At 69.6% G+C, this 17,113-nt stretch carries 15 protein-coding genes; 6 read left to right on the forward strand and 9 right to left on the reverse strand.

What is annotated here, in order from left to right; translation table 11 throughout:
- The first annotated feature begins 8 nt into the window (after window positions 1-8).
- Window positions 9-647, forward strand: a complete 639-nt coding sequence (locus tag WK25_RS21060; RefSeq protein ID WP_040140950.1) for a LysE family translocator — start codon at window positions 9-11, stop codon at window positions 645-647.
- Window positions 648-789: 142 nt separating this feature from the next.
- Here WK25_RS21060 and WK25_RS21065 read toward each other — a convergent pair whose 3' ends face one another.
- Complete coding sequence (locus WK25_RS21065; RefSeq protein WP_059546281.1) at window positions 790-2,001, reverse strand: hypothetical protein; 1,212 nt, start codon at window positions 1,999-2,001, stop codon at window positions 790-792.
- Window positions 2,002-2,465: 464 nt separating this feature from the next.
- On the opposite strand from WK25_RS21065, the gene WK25_RS21070 reads away from it, so the two are divergent.
- Genes WK25_RS21070 through WK25_RS21085 form a run of 4 tightly spaced genes read left to right on the forward strand, consistent with a single transcriptional unit; the run spans window position 2,466 to window position 7,298 of the window.
- On the forward strand, window positions 2,466-3,215 hold the full coding sequence (locus tag WK25_RS21070) for a DUF3348 domain-containing protein (RefSeq protein WP_040140952.1): 750 nt from the start codon (window positions 2,466-2,468) through the stop codon (window positions 3,213-3,215).
- Between the two features lie 10 nt (window positions 3,216-3,225).
- A complete protein-coding gene (locus WK25_RS21075; RefSeq protein WP_069242643.1) occupies window positions 3,226-6,033 on the forward strand; it encodes a DUF802 domain-containing protein in 2,808 nt (935 codons plus the stop codon).
- Window positions 6,034-6,036: 3 nt separating this feature from the next.
- Window positions 6,037-6,681, forward strand: coding sequence for an OmpA family protein (locus tag WK25_RS21080; protein WP_040139204.1), 645 nt, complete (start codon window positions 6,037-6,039; stop codon window positions 6,679-6,681).
- Window positions 6,678-7,298: a DUF2894 domain-containing protein gene (locus tag WK25_RS21085; protein WP_069242644.1), complete on the forward strand. Its 621-nt coding sequence runs from the start codon at window positions 6,678-6,680 to the stop codon at window positions 7,296-7,298. Before WK25_RS21080 ends, WK25_RS21085 begins: the two co-directional genes overlap by 4 nt.
- A 47-nt stretch (window positions 7,299-7,345) precedes the next feature.
- Here the strand turns inward: WK25_RS21085 and WK25_RS21090 are convergent, their stop codons facing one another.
- The 5 genes from WK25_RS21090 to WK25_RS30710 all read right to left on the reverse strand — a co-directional run bounded on the left by WK25_RS21090 (window position 7,346) and on the right by WK25_RS30710 (window position 12,761).
- A complete protein-coding gene (locus WK25_RS21090; RefSeq protein WP_069242645.1) occupies window positions 7,346-7,918 on the reverse strand; it encodes an NADPH-dependent FMN reductase in 573 nt (190 codons plus the stop codon).
- A gap of 51 nt (window positions 7,919-7,969) precedes the next feature.
- Window positions 7,970-8,647: a histone acetyltransferase gene (locus WK25_RS21095; RefSeq protein WP_069242646.1), complete on the reverse strand. Its 678-nt coding sequence runs from the start codon at window positions 8,645-8,647 to the stop codon at window positions 7,970-7,972.
- A gap of 104 nt (window positions 8,648-8,751) precedes the next feature.
- Complete coding sequence (locus WK25_RS21100) at window positions 8,752-8,976, reverse strand: hypothetical protein (protein WP_069242647.1); 225 nt, start codon at window positions 8,974-8,976, stop codon at window positions 8,752-8,754.
- A gap of 257 nt (window positions 8,977-9,233) precedes the next feature.
- Window positions 9,234-10,517 (reverse strand): isoprenylcysteine carboxylmethyltransferase family protein, encoded by a 1,284-nt coding sequence (locus WK25_RS21105; RefSeq protein WP_069242648.1) that lies wholly within the window; start codon window positions 10,515-10,517, stop codon window positions 9,234-9,236.
- Window positions 10,518-10,637: 120 nt separating this feature from the next.
- Window positions 10,638-12,761, reverse strand: coding sequence for a collagen-like triple helix repeat-containing protein (locus WK25_RS30710; protein ID WP_083253061.1), 2,124 nt, complete (start codon window positions 12,759-12,761; stop codon window positions 10,638-10,640).
- Between the two features lie 367 nt (window positions 12,762-13,128).
- On the opposite strand from WK25_RS30710, the gene WK25_RS21120 reads away from it, so the two are divergent.
- Entirely contained in the window at window positions 13,129-13,527 is a 399-nt protein-coding gene (locus WK25_RS21120) for a carboxymuconolactone decarboxylase family protein (protein WP_040140957.1), read from the forward strand.
- 57 nt (window positions 13,528-13,584) lie between these two features.
- On the opposite strand, the gene WK25_RS21125 is transcribed toward WK25_RS21120, so the two are convergent.
- From WK25_RS21125 to WK25_RS21135, 3 genes are read right to left on the reverse strand one after another with little or no spacing between them, the layout of a single operon-like run.
- Window positions 13,585-14,568: an alpha/beta fold hydrolase gene (locus WK25_RS21125; protein WP_069242650.1), complete on the reverse strand. Its 984-nt coding sequence runs from the start codon at window positions 14,566-14,568 to the stop codon at window positions 13,585-13,587.
- 7 nt (window positions 14,569-14,575) lie between these two features.
- Window positions 14,576-16,138 (reverse strand): flavin-containing monooxygenase, encoded by a 1,563-nt coding sequence (locus tag WK25_RS21130; RefSeq protein ID WP_069242651.1) that lies wholly within the window; start codon window positions 16,136-16,138, stop codon window positions 14,576-14,578.
- The gene (locus WK25_RS21135; protein ID WP_069242652.1) at window positions 16,135-17,061 is read right to left on the reverse strand and encodes an SDR family NAD(P)-dependent oxidoreductase; all 927 of its coding nucleotides are present in this window, start codon (window positions 17,059-17,061) and stop codon (window positions 16,135-16,137) included. Before WK25_RS21135 ends, WK25_RS21130 begins: the two co-directional genes overlap by 4 nt.
- Between the last annotated feature and the right edge of the window lie 52 nt (window positions 17,062-17,113).

A 17,113-nucleotide genomic window follows, 5' to 3' on the forward strand; every position in this document is an offset into this window, starting at 1 on the left:
AGACTTCGATGACTGCATCGGCTGCCGTACTCGCCATCCTGGCTGCGCTGTGGCTCGGCGCGATGATTCCGGGCCCGAGCTTCGTGCTGGTTGCCCGCAACGCGATCGGGTTGTCGCGCCGCGACGGGCTCGCGACCGCGCTCGGCATGGGCGTCGGCGGAATCGCGTTCGGCGGCGTCGCGCTGGCCGGGCTGTACACGCTGTTGCAGGCGGTCGAATGGCTGTACGTCGCGCTCAAGCTCGCGGGCGGCGCGTACCTGATCTACATGGCGTCGAAGATCTGGCGCGGCGCCGACCGGCCGATCGCGATGGACGATCCGCAGGCGGCCGTCGGCGGCAGCGCACGCAAGTCGTTCTGGACCGGCCTCACGACGCAGCTGAGCAACCCGAAGACGGCGATCTGGTACGGCAGCATCTTCGCGGCGCTGTTGCCGCAGCATCCGCCGCTGTGGTGCTACCTGGCGCTGCCGCCGCTCGTGTTCGGCGTCGAATTCGGCTGGTACACGATCGTCGCGCTGTGTTTCTCCACCCGCCGGCCGCGCGAGCTCTACCTGCGTGCGAAGAAGTGGGTCGACCGCGTCGCGGCGGGCGCGATCGCGCTGCTCGGGTTGCGGCTGATCCTGAACGCGCCGAAAGCTGGCATCTGACGGCGGGCGGGGCGCCGCGAACCCGATACTCGGTTTCATTCGTCAACGGCATGCCGCCACGGCCGATCGGTCTGGCCGATGGCGGCCGCGCGCGTCTGCGGCCGCTCCACCCGGTGCGCGCGCCGCGCAAGCTTGCGTCGCGTCAGGTTGCCGGAAACCGCGCGAGCAGTGCCGCGAACCGCGCTTCGTCCGGAAATGCCGTCACTTCATACCGCACCGGCTGATGCGCGGTGGCCGTCATCAGGTCGCCGCACGCGTGCCGCAGTTCCGCCATCGGCACGTGGGCCGACTGCCGCGTCGCTTCCCGGTAAAGCACGACGATGTCCGTATCGGGCAGTAGCGTCGGCACCCCTTCGCTCCACACGCCGACGCTGAACAGCTCGCCGTTCTGCCGCCGGTACACGGTGTAGCTCGCGACGAAGATGTCGACGCCGTTGCGCTTGTTCAGATCGTCCAGCAGCGTTCGTTGATCCTGGTAGTCGCCGGCGAGTTCGTCCACGCGCAGCGCGTGCAGCTTCGCTTCGAGCCCCGCCGGCACGAAGTTGCGCCACGCGGCACCGTCCCAGCGCAGCATCAGCGGCGGCAGCGGGCGCGGCTGCGCGCGTGCCTGTTCGGCCAGTTCTGCCATCGTCGCGAGGCCGGCTGCGTTGCGGTCGCCGGTGAGCAGCAGCACCGCGCGGTTCGGCGCCATCACGACCGGCGCGCCGGAAATCGGCTGGCGGTGCAGCAGATCGGTCAGCAGCAGCCGCGCGGCGTCGTAGTAATCGCCGAACTGCGACAGGAACACGCCGTCGCGCAGCGCCGCCCATGGCGCAGACGACACGCCGCGCAGGTTGTCGATCGCGATGTCGCACGCTTCGTCGAAGCTCACGCCCCATTCGGCGAGCCGGGCAGTGGTTAGCCGCGCGACGCTGAATTCGCCGTCGTACGCGATGCCGATCTCCAGGTTCTCGCACAGCGGCCGGAACGCGACTTCGGACGCGGCGGGCTGCCCGGCGAGCTGCAACGCGACGACGCCTCGCTCGGTCGCGCTGCGTATCACCGGGCGCAGACGCGTACGGACCTCGGCGAAGTCCGACGGAATCTCGTGCTGCATCATCGCGCTCGCCTGGCGCTTGAGCGTCGCTTCGCGTTCGGCCGGCGTCGCGCCCGCGTAGTCGCGGAACAGGTTGTGCAGGTTGATGATGTTCGATGGCGCGTCGGCCTGTACGAGACGGCCCTTGTCGTCGTCGTGAAGCCACTCCCGCGTGTCGCCGGTCGCCCGCAATGCGGCGATCAGGCGCTCGGCGAAGTCCTGCTGGGTCGGCGGTTTGCTGAAGCGCTCGCGCAGGCGCGCGACGAAGTCGGAGAGCATCGTGTGCGTTCGGGCAGGCCCGTCTCTTGTTGGTCTTTCGTTGTCATGGGCGGCGGCACCCGTTCGCGGGACGCTGCCTGCTACCCGCGGATATCGGCCGGATATCCGCGATGCGTCCGGCGGCCCGTCCGCCGGCAGCCGGGCGGCGCGGGCCCGCATCGGGGGCGCGATCGCGCGGCGGGTGTCGCGATGGTACCGCAGGTCCGCGACGGAATCGCGGTTTATCGAGCATGGCCGGATGGCTGCGTGCCGAAGCGCGACGCGGCCGCTTCGGTGCAGCCGGCGGTGCTGCGGGCGTTCGAGCCGCCGCCGGCTGTGCCGCGGCCTCGGCACGCGGCCGTGCAAGCCTTGTGCGGCGGGCGTTCGCGCCGGTTGCGCGGCGGGCGACGCCCAGCCGCTTCGCCGATTCTGAGGCCGACCGCCCGGCGACGTGTAAACTGCTGCCTTTTTTGACGGTTTGCAGCATGGTGCAAGCACCTCCGCGCCCTGCGCTGAGCGGGCCGACGCTCGTCCGGCTGCTCGCGCGCCTGACCGACGCCGACGTCGCCGAATCCCCGCAAACGCTGTCGGACCGCCTGAGCCAGTGGCTTGGCTGGACCGACGCGATCACGCTGTCGTCTGCGCTGAGCGCTAGCCCGCCCGGCGTCGCGGCCGGCGTGCGCGGTTACGATGCCGAGCGCGATTGCGCACGCGTGCGCCACGATCTCGCCCAGGCGATCACGGCCGCCCACCGGCCGCGCACGCGGCGGCGTCCCGGCGAGTTGCCGCCGCCGCCTGCCGATATGGCCGACTTCGCGGAGTTCCGGCAGAGCTGTCTGTCCCTGCAGCAGGAGATGGAGACCGCGATCGGCCAGTTGCGCGGCCGTCTGCGGGTCGCGCTCGCCGCGCGTTCGTCCGGGATGGCTCGGCTCGCGACGCTCGACGCGATCATGGAGCGCGTGCTCGGCGCGCGCGAGCGCAGCCTGCTGTCCGCGGTGCCCGCACTGCTCGGCGCGCGTTTCGAGCGGCTGCGCGACGCGGAGCGGCAGGCGCTCGCCGCTGCGCAAGCGGCGGCTGGCGCCGATGGCGACGCCGCCGCACCGCCGGCCGCGGCGATCGTGCCCGGCACGTGGCTCGACACGTTTCGCGACGAGATGCAAAGCATCCTGCTCGCCGAACTCGAAGTCCGGTTCCAAACGGTAGACGGGCTGCTCGCGGCCCTTCGCACCTGTTAATCGATACGCTATGTCCAGAATTCGTCTTGATCTCGTTGTCTTCATCGCCGGTTTGCTCGCAGTGGGCTGGATCGGCGCCGGTTATGTCGCGACGAACCCGCTCGCGACGGCCGTCACGCTGCTGATCGGCGCGTGCTACGTCGCCGGTGCATGGGAGCTGCTGCGCTACCGGCAGGCCACCGCCACGCTGTCGCGCGCGGTGGCTGGCCTGACCGAGCCGCCGGCGAAGCTCGACGCGTGGCTCGATACGCTGCACCCGGGGCTGCGCGGCGCCGTGCGTGCGCGCATCGACGGCGCGCGCGTCGCGCTGCCGGGCCCGTCGCTGACGCCATACCTCGTCGGCCTGCTCGTCCTGCTCGGGATGCTCGGCACGCTGCTCGGGATGGTCGTGACGCTGAAGGGCACCGGCGCCGCGCTCGAAAGTGCGACCGATCTCGATGCGATCCGCGCTTCGTTGATCGCACCGGTGAAGGGGCTCGGCTTCGCGTTTGGCACGTCGATCGCGGGTGTCGCGACGTCCGCGATGCTTGGCCTGCTGTCCGCGCTCGTGCGCCGCGAGCGGCTCGACGCGGGCCAGCAGCTCGACGCGAAGCTCGCGACGACGCTGCGCGTGCATTCGTCCGCGCATCAGCGCGACGAATCGTTCCGGCTGCTGCAGCGCCAGGCCGACGTGATGCCCGCACTGGTCGATCGGCTGCAGACGATGATGACGACGCTCGAGGCGCGCAGCATCGCGCTGCACGAGCGCCAGATCGAGAGCCAGCAGGCGTTCTTCGATCGCACGGAGCGCGCTTATGCGGGGCTCGCGTCGAACGTCGGCGACGCGCTGAGGGAGAGCGCGGCCGAAAGCGCGCGCGTCGCCGGCGCCGCGCTGCAGCCGGTCGTCGCGGCGACGATGGCCGGGCTGACGCAGGAAATGGCCGCGCTGCGCGACACCGTGACGGGCGCCGTTCAGCGTCAGCTCGACGGCCTGACCGACGGCTTCGAGAAAACGACCGCGAACGTGACGACCGTCTGGCACCGTGCGCTCGATGAGCAGCGCCACGCGAACGAAGCCGCCGCGCAGCAGCTGAAGACGACGCTTGGCCAGTTCACCGACACGTTCGCGCAGCGTTCGACGGACCTGCTCGACGGCGTCGCGACACGCCTCGAATCGACCGAAAGCCGCCTGTCCGATACGTGGCGCGACGCGCTGGCGCGCCAGGAGCAGGTCGGCGAGACGCTGGCCGGCCAGCATGCGAAGGCGCTGGGCGAAGCCGCCGCGACCTTCGAGCGGCATTCGGGCGCGGCGCTTGCCGAGATGCGCGAGTCGCACGCGCAGTTGCAGACGCAACTGGCCGCGCGCGACGACGAACGTCTGGCCGCGTGGCATGCGTCGCTGGCCGCGATCGCCGCGAAGCTCGGCGACGAATGGCAGCGTGCGGGCGCACACAACGCGGACCGTCAGCAGGCGATCTGCGACGCGCTTGCACAAACGACGCGCGATCTCGCTGCACAAGCGTCGGCGTTCGAACAACGCTCGAACGAGCTGCTGTCGACGATCCGCGATTCGCACGCGGGGCTGCAAACGCAACTCGCCGCACGCGACGAAGCACGCCTGTCCGCGTGGAACGAATCGCTTGCGGCGATGGCGGCGAAGCTCGGGGACGAATGGCAGCGCGCAGGCGCGCACAGCGCCGGCCGTCAGCAGCAGATCTGCGACGCGCTTGCACAAACGACGCGCGATCTCGCTGCACAAGCGTCCGCGTTCGAACAACGCTCGAACGAGCTGCTGTCGACGATCCGCGATTCGCACACGGGGCTGCAAACGCAACTCGCCGCGCGCGACGAAGCACGCTTGTCCGCGTGGAACGAATCGCTTGCGGCGATGGCGGCGAAGCTCGGGGACGAATGGCAGCGCGCAGGCGCGCACAGCGCCGGCCGTCAGCAGCAGATCTGCGACGCGCTTGCACAAACGACGCGCGATCTCGCTGCACAAGCGTCCACGTTCGAACAACGCTCGAACGAGCTGCTGTCGACGATCCGCGATTCGCACACGGGGCTGCAAACGCAACTCGCCGCGCGCGACGAAGCACGCTTGTCCGCTTGGAACGAATCGCTTGCGGCGATGGCCGCCGCGCTGCGCGACGAGTGGGCGCAGACGAGCGCGCAGGCCGCCGCGCGCCAGCAGGACATCTGCGACACGCTCACGCGCACCGCGAACGCGATCACCGCGCAGGCGCAAGTGCACGCAAGCGACACGATCAACGAGATCTCGCGCCTCGTGCAGGCTGCATCGGAAGCGCCGAAGGCCGCGGCCGACGTCGTCGCCGAACTGCGTCAGCGCCTGTCCGACAGCATGGTGCGCGACACCGCGATGCTCGACGAGCGCAGCCGCCTGCTCGCGACGCTCGAAACGCTGCTCGGCGCGGTCAACCACGCGTCGACCGAACAGCGCGCCGCAATCGACGCGCTGGTGAGCACGTCGGCCGACCTGCTCGATCGCGTCGGTGCACGCTTCAACGACACCGTCGATGCCGAAACGCGCAAGCTCGATTCGGTTGCCGCGCAGGTCGCTGCGGGCGCGGTCGAGGTCGCCAGCCTTGGCGACGCATTCGGCGCGGCCGTGCAGGTGTTCGGCGAATCGAACGACAAGCTGCTCACCCACCTGCAGCGCATCGAGGCCGCGCTCGAGAAGTCGCTCGCACGCAGCGACGAGCAACTGGAGTATTACGTCGCGCAGGCGCGCGAGGTCATCGACCTCAGCATGATGTCGCAGAAGCAGATCGTCGAAGACCTGCAGCATCTCGCCGGTCGGCGCGCATCGGTCGGAGCGTAACGCATGCACGACGAAATCGACGACGGCGCGCCCGCCGCGCCGGTATGGCCCGCGTTTGCCGACCTGATGTCGGTGCTGCTCGGCGCATTCGTGCTGATTCTCGTCGGCGTGATCGGCATGCAGTTGCAGCTCACGTCGAAGCTCGAGGAAGCCGTGCGCGCCCGGCAACTGGAGGCGCAACAGCGCGAGTCGCTGGAGAAGGCGCTCGCGGGCCCGCTCGCCGCCGGCCGCGTGACGCTCGTGAACGGTCGCATCGGCATCAGCGGCAACGTGCTGTTCGCGTTGAACTCCGATCAGCTGCAGCCCGATGGCCGCGATCTGCTGAAGACGCTTGCCGGCCCGCTTGCCGCATACCTGAACACGCGCGACGAGATCCTGATGATCAGCGGCTTCGCCGACGACCAGCAGGTGCGCGCCGGCAACCGCCTGTTCGCGGACAACTGGGAACTGTCGGCCAAGCGCGCGCTGACGGTCACGCGCACGCTGATCGATGCGGGCGTGCCCGCGCACTCGGTGTTCGCGGCCGCGTTCGGCTCCGAGCAGCCGGTCAGCTCGAATGCCGACGATGAAGGCCGCGCGAAGAACCGTCGCGTCGAGATCGCGCCGGTGCCGCGCAAGGCCGCGTCGAACGGGGGGAAAGCGAAGTGACCGACGACGCGACGCACGTGCGCGCGACGCTCGACGCGTGGCGCGCGCAGGGCGCCGACCGGCTTGATCCCGTGCGCTTCCATCGGCTCGACGCGCTCGAGAAGCGCACGGCCGCGCTCGATGGCGATGCGCGCGCGCTGCTCGATGCGCGGCTCGCGATGCTGCTTGACGCGTATGCGGACATCGTCGCGCGCGCTGCCGAAGCGACGGACGCGGCGCAGGCGGTGCGGCCGGCGCGCAGCCGCCTTGGCGAGCTCGTCGCGCAAATCGCACGCGACGCGCAGGCCGACCGGCGCGGGATCGATCCCGAACTCATCGACTACTTCCGCACGACGTGGTCGAAGGTGCGAACCGAACAGCAGTACCGGCAATCGCTCGACCAGGTGCCGCGCAACGCGGGGCCGCTCAATTCGAACAGCCTCGTGCACCGGTCGCTCGCGACGATGCGCGAGTTGTCGCCGGAATACCTTCAGCAGTTCCTGTCGTATGTCGATGCGCTGGCGTGGCTCGAGGATCTCGCCGGCGGCGCCGCGCAGCCGGAGAAGGAGGCGCCGCGCGCGAAAGCCGCGAAGGCGTCGAAGCCGGCGAAGAAGGCCACGCGCGCCAACGCGCGATAGCTGCGTGACGCACGATGACGCACGCGTTCGCGCGCGGCGTCCTTCGTCTAGCGGCTGGCCGGCCGTTCGCCGATCGCCGCGCGCAATGCGTGCAACGCGTCGCGCAGCGCCGACGCGAACGGCGGATGTGCGGCAATGCCGGCAGCGTCGATCCCGCTGCCGAGGATCGGCAGCGGGATCGACGCGGGCTCGACGATGCACGCGGACATCACCGACAGCGTCTCCCGCAGCGCGGCGTCCGCATGCGTTGCGCGCGGCGATGCGTTCAACACCGCGACCGGTTTGTGCACGACCGCTTCCGATCCCACCACCCAGTCCAGCGCGTTCTTCATCACGCCCGTCACGCCGTGCGCGTATTCCGGGCTCGCGATCAGCACGCCATCGGCGGCGTTCAGCCGATCGATCAGGTCGCGCACCGCGTCCGGCGACGGATATTCGGTATCGGGGTTGAACAGCGGAAGTTCGCCCAGGCGATCGAAGCGCGTGATGCGCATGCCGCGCGGTGCGACGCGCGCGGCCGCATCCAGCAGCGCGGCGTTGTACGACTGCGCACGCAGGCTGCCGCACAACGCGACGATCTCGATGCGGTGCGTGCAATCGGTTCTGGGTTCGGTGGCCATCGAGGGGTGGGGCGGCGGTTGGCTGGCGCGGCGGCGCGCGGAACCGGGCGATTATCGCACCGGTATGCGCGGTGCGTGGCGCGCGTTGGCCGCGTCGCGCGGGCGATGCGCTGCGCGACCGTCCGGTGGACGCTGCGCGTGCTCACATCCCGCTTCATCGACGCCGGTCATCCCGGTGGCGCGTGCCAGCTCGCCAAACGTCCATCCATTGCCGAGCAAGAGCCGGCGCGTATGCAGCGCACCGTGCACGTCGTCGGCAACGGTTTCGCCGAGATAGCGCAGCGCGCGGTCTTCGACGTCGACGAAGCCATGCCGGTAATCGCCTGCGAGCGCCGTCCACAGCCGCGCCGCGCCGACCGACTGCCGCGCGCCGCTGATCAGGCACAGGCCCGCGTCGAGCCCCCATCGATACAGCGTCGTCGCGAGGCCCCTGCGTTGCGCGGATCCGCGCAGCCGCGTATGCGGTGCGCGCAGGTAGCGGTCCGCGCGGCGCGGCAGTTCGGGCAGCCGGTTGAAGACCATGTAGCCGGCGAGCTGGCGCGCGGCCCGGTCTTCGACGTAAAGAAAGAATTCGCCGTCCGCTTCGCGGTGGCGGACGAACAGGCCGGCGCCGCCGAGCGCGATCGCCGGCAGGCGGTGCAGGCGGTGGCCTGGCTCGTGCAGACGCGCGTAGAGCGTGTCGAGTTCATCGTCGATGTCGTGCTGGCAATGCTGTACGTCGATACGCATGGCAAAAGGCGCCCGTCCCGGGCGCATCGAGAAAGGAGTTCATCGCAACAGGGGAAAGAAATGGAAGCGGCCGCCGGGCTCGGCGAACGAGCCGGGGCCGCGAATCAGCCGGGGATGTGCTGGAAACCGGCGGCGATCGCGGCGAGGTCCGCGATGCAGAGTGCGAACAGGATCACGACTTTGTGGATCACGCCTCTCTCCTCAAGAACGCGCGGCGCCGCACGAGTTGCGCCGCAGAGACGGTGATGGCGGGCACGGCCCGCGCGGCCGTCGCACGGAACGACGGTCGAAGGTCCGGGCGACGCGCGCTCGCGGACGGTCAGCACCATACGCGAGGGGTTCCGGCCAGGCAACCGGGCTGCGGGAGAAAAGCGACGAAACGCGAGGAATCGGCGTGTTTCGCGACAATAGGCCGCACGAGGCGGCTTGTTGCAATGGCGGATGGGCGACACTGCGCATCGTTCGGCGCAGAACCGGGCGGCGCGTCATCGTATGCGCGTCGCCGCCGCTCAAAGCGCGGCGGCCGTGCATGCCGGGCCGGCGTCGCCCGCGACGCGAGCGAGCGGCCGACTGGCCGCCGGCTGCGTCACACCGCCTGTCGCCCTCCGAACGCATGCCTGATCCGCGCGAACACCCCGTGCTGCGCGATCCACTCCGCGTATGCGCGATAGTCGGGATCGCGCATCAAATGGCGTTCTTCGGTCTTCGCGCGTATGTAGTAGATCAGGTTGACCGCGACGAGCCCCGCGCAGTGCATCAGCCCGACCTGCCAGCCGAGCGGCTCGACGAACGGCACCGACACCATCCAGTACGACAGGTTCTTCGTGATGTATGCGGGATGCTTCGTGAAGCGATACGGGCCGGACGTGATGATGCCGCGATTCGTCAGGTTCGAGAAACGCAACCCGAACGAGATCGTCGACAGCGCGTACGTCATCAGCAGCACGATGATCGCCGCACCCCAGATGACGCGCAGCGTCGGCGCGGACAGCAGCCAGTTGTCCCAGAACAGCGAGCCTTCGTAGCGGATGTAGTTGTTCGAGATCAGCGACCAGAACGGCTGATAGCACATCAGCGCGGCGACCCAGCCGAGCGTGGTCGGCTCGACGGTGCGCACGTGGCTGTCGAGAATCCGGAACGTGCACAGATAGCCGACGGTGCCGAACATCAGGTCCATCGTGAACGACAGGTCGTACAGGAACACGAAGGTCGCGAGCGTCATCGGCGCATGCATCGCGTTGGCCAGCGACGCGCTCAGATGGTCTGCGTCCTTCGACAGGTACACGGTCATCAGCGGCAGGAAGAACGCCTTCACGCCCCAGCCGGCGAGCATCTCGCGCACGGGCTGCCAGCTCGCCGGCTTTTCGCGGCGGAACAGGTAGCGCCCCCATAACAGGTACGCGTCGTCGGTTTCGCGCTGGTGACGATCCATCCACGCAAAGTAGAACGGCGCGGCGACGATCACATACGGCGCGAGCGAGCGCAGCAGCGACCAGAACGGCAGGTAGAACGCGCCGTGATATTCGGGCAGCAGCCAGTAGATCGCGCCGATGCCGGCGTAGATCGACGTCAGTGCGCCCAGCCGCGTCGCGACGCGGGCGAGCCCGAGCGGGCGCACGGCCTGCCGTGACAGGCCCGCGCTCGGCCGCAGGTAGACGCGCGAGATGAAGATTTCGTGCAGCGCGATCGTGCCGATGATCGCGAGGCTGGCGATGACCGCGCGCGCGGCGGCGTCGACGCCCGGCTGGTCGCGCGTGATCCACAGTGCGAACAGGCCGGCCGCGATGCCGAGCAGACCGGCGCGGAATGGCGTGGCGGAAGGGGGCGGGCGGTGCTGGACCGCGGCGATGCCGTCGATGGCGGAGTTCATGATCAGATCCTCGTCGGGATGATGGCCGGCGCCCCCGCTTGGCGGGTGGCGCCGGCCGTCGGCCAGGCTTCGATTTGGTATGTGCCCGGCCATTGGCCTGTGGTTGTGATACGTGAAGCGTTACTTCTTGGGGATCGTGCCGCCGAGCAGGCCGCCGAGCAGATTCGTCACCGGCGCGAGCAGGTTGGTCGTGCTGCCCGCGGCACCGGTCGAGCTGCCGGTCAGGCCCGCGGCCACGGTGCCGCTGCCGGACGGCGTCGTCACCGTGCCGGCCGCACCGCCCGGGCTGGCCGTGCCGACAGCGCCGAGCGAGCCGGCCGCAGAGGTCAGCGAACCCGTCAGCGTGCCGACCGGACCGCTCGTCAGCGCACCGCCGAGATTGCCGGTCAGGCTGCCGCCCGGCGTCGTGACCGTGCCGGTCAGGCTTGCGCCAAGCGGCGTCAACGCGTTGACGAGGCCGGTAACCGGCGCGAGCAGGCCGCCGACGCCCGAGCCGCTGGTGCCACTCGTACCGCTGGTCCCGCTGGTGCCGCCCGTACCGCTCGAACCGAGGCCGCCGAGCGCACCGGTCACCGTGCCGAGCAGGCCGGTGATCGGCGCGAGCGGACCGCCGCTGGTGCCGCTCGTACCGCTCGTTCCGCTGGTGCCGCTGGTGCCGCCCGAGCCGCTCGAGCTGCTGCCGCCGCCGAGCCCGCCCGTGAGCGTGCCGAGCAGGCCGGTGATCGGTGCGAGCGGGTTGGTGCCGCTGCTGGAGCTGCCGCTGGACAGCAGGCCGCCGGTCGATGAGACGGTGTTGCCGAGCTGCGATACGGTGCTGCCGAGGCTCGCGCCGACCGGGTTGCCGGTGGCGCCGCCAACCTGCGTACCGGCGAGGCCGAGGCCGCTGCCGAGCGTGCCCAGCAGGCCGCTCAGCGGCGCGCCGAGCAGCGTGGCGTTGCCGAGCGTTTGCGTGGCGCCCGGCGTCGTGACACCGCCGGTCAGCGTGTTCGTGATCGGGTTGATCACGCTGCCGAGCTGCGTTTCGAGCTGCTGCACCGGCGCGCTGTTCAGCGCGGTGTTCAGCGCCGATGCCGTCGAGTTGACCGCGGTGCCGACCGTGTTGACGAGGCTGCCGACCAGCGTCGTCGCCGGCGCGAGCGGTGCGAGCGGACCGGTGCCGAGGCTCGTCACCGCATTGCCGAGGTTGTTGACGGCGCCGCCGGCGCCGGTCAGCAGGCCGGTGGTCGACGTGAGCGTCGGGCCGAGCGGGTTCGGCGATACGCCGATCGAGCCGAGGCCGGCCGCGACGCCGTTGCCGAGCGACTGCACGCCGTTGCCGAGGCTCGTGACCGCGTTGCCGACGCTCGTGGCCGTCGTCGGGTTCGTGCCGGGAATCTGCACGCCGCCGATCTGCGAGCCGCCGTTCGCGACTACCGTGCCGAGGCTGGTGACGAGCGTGCCGGTTTGCTGAAGGACGTTGCCCAGCGGGGTGACGCCGGTGCCGGAGGTGCCCGAGGTGCCGGAAGTACCGGAGGTGCCCGACGTGCCCGAGGTGCCCGAGGTGCCCGAGGTGCCGGAAGTACCGGAGGTGCCCGAAGTGCCCGAAGTACCCGAAGTGCCCGAAGTGCCCGAAGTGCCCGAAGTGCCCGAAGTGCCCGAAGTGCCCGAAGTGCCCGAAGTACCCGAAGTGCCCGAAGTGCCCGAAGTGCCCGAAGTGCCCGAAGTGCCCGAAGTGCCCGAAGTGCCCGAAGTGCCCGAAGTGCCCGAAGTGCCCGAAGTGCCCGAAGTGCCCGAAGTGCCCGAAGTACCCGAAGTACCCGAAGTACCCGAAGTACCCGAAGTACCCGAAGTACCCGAAGTACCCGAAGTACCCGAAGTACCCGAGGTGCCCGAGGTGCCCGAGGTGCCGGAAGTACCGGAGGTGCCCGAAGTGCCCGAAGTGCCCGAAGTGCCCGAAGTACCCGAGGTGCCCGAGGTGCCGGAAGTACCGGAGGTGCCCGAAGTACCCGAAGTACCGGAAGTCCCCGAAGATCCACCCCCCGACGTCCCCGACGAGCCGCCGCCGGACGTCCCCGAACTGCCGCCGCCGGATGTCGAAACGTTCCCCGAGCCGCCGGAAGTGCCCGACGTCCCTGACGTACCCGAAGTCCCCGATGTACTCGGCTTGATCGGCGTCACCGGACCGTCGACCGAGCCGCAGCCATACAGTGTGACGAGCGACATGACGGCCAGCGATACCGTTGTTTTCTTGAAGTAATGGTGCATGGTGCCCTCGACATTGAAAGTTGTGTCCGGGGCGATTACTGCAAATTTCGCGCCATGGCATTTTTCGCGTGACGCGACGGCGCTTTGTTGCGGGAATCGGGAAGATCCGCGCGATTTAAACGGAGGAATGGCGGTTTGACGCGGGTGGTGCGGCAGTCGCGCCGCCGGCGGATGCCGCGATGTTCCCGCAAGGCGCCGTAACGCACGGCGGGATGTTACGTAGCGTTCGCGCTGGCGCCGGCGATCCGAGCGCGCCGTCTTTGACGAAACGCCCGCGCGCCGCGAACATGACGCGAACCCCAACCGGTTATCGAGGCCGTACCGAAGCGGTCACGACTTCCATCACACGATCGAACAGGACATCGACATGAGCGAACAGGACAGGGAACGCGGGAAGGCGCGACGCGCCGAGGTCATGGGCGATGCATTCGTCGAGCGCGCGATGCGCGATCTCGACGGTTTCTCACGTCCGCTGCAGAACTGGCTGAACGAGCATGCATGGGGCAGCACCTGGCAGCGCGGCGGGATCGACCTGAAGACGCGCAGCCTCTGCACGTGCGCGATGCTGGCCGCGCTCGGCCGCGGCACGGAGCTGAAGGGGCATATTCGCGGCGCGCTCAACAACGGCGCGACCCTCGTCGAGATCCGCGAGGTATTGCTGCACAGCGCGCTGTATGCGGGCGCGCCGGCCGCGGTCGAAGCATTCCGCAGCGCCCGCGACGTGATCTCGGAGCTTGGGCTGTCCGCGCCCGACGACGAGGCCTGATGTCGTCGCCGCGGTCGTTGTCCGGCGCGGAATCAGCCTTCGCGTTGCTGCCGCGACCTACGCGAGGCGCACCGGCTGCGGGGCGCCGTCAACCGGCGCGGCGGCGACTTCGAGCAGCCACTCTGCGGTCGCGTCCGGCATCGTGACCGGCAGCATGTGGCCGCCTTCGACGACCTTCAGCCGCACGCGCGCCGATTTCTGCGCGAGCGCGTCGCCGTGCGTGCGCCAGTTCAGGATCGGATCGGCGCGTCCGTACAGCACGTCGACCGGCAGCGCGAGTTCCGCGTAGCGCCGTTCCATCGCGGGCAGGTCGACGGGCGCCGACAGCAAGTCCGTCGCGGTCGCGTAGAACACCTGCGGGCGCAACCCGAGCAGCCCGCCGCCCTTCACCGGGAAGTCGCGCGGCACGGCTTCCGGCGCGAACACCTGCCGCACGGCGCCGCGGCCGGTCAGGATCGTCAGCGGGATCGCGAAGGTCCACGACACGAAGCGGCGCACGAGCGGCGACGGCAGCATCAGCGGCTTGAACGGCGCGGGCGGTTCGGTTTGCTCGTGCGACAGCGGCGCAATCAGCGCGAGCCGGCTTACGTGCTCCGGATGGTTCAGACCGACCGCGAGCGCGATCGCGCCGCCCAGCGAGTGGCCGACGAGCACCGGGCGATCGAGCTTCAGCGCATCGATGAACGCGGCGATCGTGCGGGCCTGCGCGAACACGTTGGCCTGCGAATCGGCGCCGCGCAGCGAACGGCCTGCGCCGGGGCGGTCGACGAAGATCACGCGATGGTGCTGCGCGAGCCGCGTGAGCGGCAGGTACGCGAAATTGCGCCACTGGCCGGCGAGCCCGTGCACGAACACGATCGGCGATCCGCTGCCGTACTCTACGTAGTGGATGCGATCGCCGCCGACGTCGACGAAGCGGCCTTCCGGCGGAAACGCGCGCGTCACGCGGTGCGCGACGTAACCGGAAAACAGCGCGAGCGCAGCGAGCAGCGCGACCGCGCCGAGCAGCACGTTCTGGATCAGATGAAGCGTATGGCTCATGTCGGCCTCAACGGGTTTCGAGTACGGGTTCGGCAACCGGCGCGGCGGCCGGGCCGGCTTTCGCGCGGCGTTCGAACTGCATCGCGGAATCCTGGAGCCCGCTGAACTTCAGCGACGCCAGATCCAGCACGTAGTTCTGGTGGAACTTCCATGGCTTGCGGTGCCCCTGCTTCGGCAGAATGCCGGCCGCGCGCTGGATGTAGCCAGAGCTCAGGTTCACTGCCGGCACGTCGCCGAGATCGCCGGCGCCGAGCCGCGGCACGCACGTGTCGTAACCGTGCGCGCGCATGTGGTTCAGCAGCCGGCACACGTAGCGCGCGATCAGCTCGGCCTTGAGCGTCCACGACGCGTTCGTGTAGCCGAACGACGATGCGAGGTTCGGCACGTCGCTGTACATCATGCCTTTATAGGACACCGTCTGCGGCAGGTCGACCGCGCGGCCGTCCACCGTGACGCGCGCGCCGCCGAGCATCTTCACCTTCAGCCCTGTCGCGGTGACGATCACGTCCGCATCGAGTTGCTCGCCGCTCTTCAGCTTCAGGCCGGTCGGCGTGAAGCGTTCGATCTCGTCGGTGACGATCGATGCGCGGCCCGCCCGAATCGACTTGAACAGGTCGCCGTTCGGCACCAGACATACGCGCTGGTCCCATGGCATGTAGCGCGGCGTCAGGTGCTTCGCGACGTCGAAGTCGGGCCCGAGCTGCTTGCCGGCCGCGCGAATGATGAACCGCTTCGTGCGCTCGGGCTTGCGGCGCGACACGTTGTACAGGTACATCGTCAGCAGCACGTTCTTCACGCGCACGACCCGGTGCGCGAGCCGCGACGGCAGCACGCGGCGCAGCGCGTTCGCGATCCTGTCGCGCGCGGGCAGCGACACGATGTAGGTCGGCGAGCGCTGCAGCATCGTCACGTGCTTCGCATCGGCCGCCATCGACGGCACGAGCGTGACGGCCGTCGCGCCGCTGCCGATCACGACGACGCGCTTGTTCGCGTACGACAGGTCCTTCGGCCATTGTTGCGGATGCACGATCCGGCCTTCGAACGTTTCCATCCCGGCCCAGTCGGGCAGATAGCCGCCGTCGTAGTCGTAATAGCCGCTGCACATGTACAGGAAGCGGCACGTGTAGACGAGCGTGTCGACCGCGCCGTCGCGCGTGCGTTCGACGCGCACCGTCCAGCGCGCGCGATGCGAATCCCAGTCGGCGGCAACCACTTTCTGCCCGTAGCGGATGGTCTTGTCGATGCCGTACGCGCGCGCGGTGTCCCGGATGTAGTCGAGGATCGTCTGGCCGTCCGAGATCGCGTTGTCACTGTGCCACGGGCGGAAGCTGTAGCCGAGCGTGAACATGTCGGAATCCGAACGGACGCCCGGGTAGCGGAACAGGTCCCAGGTGCCGCCGATCGCATCGCGCGCCTCGACGATCGCGACGCTCGCGTACGGGCAACGCTTTTGCAGGTGATACGCGGCGCCGATGCCGGACAAGCCGGCGCCGACGATCAGCACGTCGAGGTCGCGGTCGTCGCCGCAGGCGGGCGGCGCGTCGCGCCGGTCGGTCGTCGTCGATGTCATGCGCAATCCTTGCCGGAGTGGGTCGAGAGCGCCGACGGCGCGGGCGCGCGTCCTGCCGGCGGCGCTTCGTTCCGGCGGAGGTTGCGTGCACGGGCGCGGCGCACGTGGCGTAGCACCAGCCGCTGGTAGCCGGCGCCGAGCAGGCGCGCGAGCTTGTCGAGACGGCGCGCATCGGCGCCGACCAGCACCCGCCGCGCATTGCGCTCGACGCCCGCGAGGATCTGCCGCGCGGCGTCGTCGGCGGTGGTCGCATCGATCATCCGGTTCGCCTGGCGGCGGTGGGTCGCTTCGTCCTGGCCAGTCAGCGCATGGATGCTGGTGTCGACGCGGCTGGCGTCGACGATGTTGGTGGCCACACCGCCCGGATGCACACACGTCGCGCTGACGGGTGCGCCGTCGAGCTCGAGTTCCATCCGCAACGCCTCGGTGAAGCCGCGCACCGCGAACTTGGTCGCGTTGTACGCGCTCTGCGTCGGCATCGCGATGAGCCCGAACAGGCTCGACGTGTTGATCACGTGCCCGTCGCCGGACGCACGCAGATGCGGCAGGAACGCCTGCGTGCCGTGCACGACACCCCAGAAATTGATGCCGACGATCCATTCGAGATCGGCGAGGCTCGCGGTCTCCGCGCTCGCGGCCAGCGACACGCCCGCGTTGTTGAAGATCAGGTTGACCTTGCGATGTTCGGCACGCACGAAGTCGGCCCACGCGAACACCGCGTCGCGATCGGCGACATCGAGCCGGCGCGTGCTCGTGCGCACGCCGTACGCCGCGCAAGCGGCCGCCGTGCCGGCGAGCCCGACATCGTTGACGTCGGCGAGCGCGACTTCGCAGCCGCGCCGTGCGAGTTCGACCGCGAGGCTGCGGCCCATGCCCGAACCGGCGCCCGTGATCGCGGCGACCTTGCCGGAAAAACCCTTCATCGGTTGTCCCTCCCGTTCCGCTTGCGCCATACCGGCAGCGCTTCTATTGTGG

Source organism: Burkholderia latens, assembly GCF_001718795.1.
Taxonomy (GTDB): Bacteria; Pseudomonadota; Gammaproteobacteria; order Burkholderiales; family Burkholderiaceae; genus Burkholderia; species Burkholderia latens_A.